The sequence below is a fragment of the Plantibacter sp. MMLR14_011 genome (assembly GCF_001865025.1).
GTDB lineage: Bacteria > Actinomycetota > Actinomycetes > Actinomycetales > Microbacteriaceae > Plantibacter > Plantibacter flavus_A.
In genome coordinates this window covers 1-311 of the sequence record NZ_MJGW01000052.1, presented here as the reverse complement: position 1 = coordinate 311, position 311 = coordinate 1, and the positions used below count along the sequence as shown (strand labels likewise).

The window sequence follows — 311 nt, the reverse complement described above, 5'->3', positions numbered from 1 at the left end:
GCACCCGGGTGACCGGGGCGGGGCGCACGGTGGTCATGCGTCAGACCTGGTCGGCGGGACGCGCGGCGTCGATGCGACCGAGTGACGCGTCGATCATCTCGTCGCGCGGGACGACCTTGACGCGGGCACGGCCGTGGGGCGCACCGAGGGCAATCTCGTGCTCGTCCAGGCGGTGCCAGCCGTCGAGGTCGGTGTACTCCACGCCGCGCTCGCGGAGCAGGGCCGGGATGGCCTCGTCGGAGGGGTCCTCCGGCGTCCACCAGCTCGCCTGGTCGTTGACGATGTGCTGCACGGTCTCCATCGCGTCGGAC

Annotated in this window: 1 pseudogene; it reads right to left on the bottom strand. The window is 72.7% G+C overall.

The annotated features are described in order from the left end of the window. Nucleotides 1-40 precede the first annotated feature (40 nt). Nucleotides 41-311: pseudogene (locus tag BIU99_RS15925) on the bottom strand (pyridine nucleotide-disulfide oxidoreductase); the annotation flags it as partial.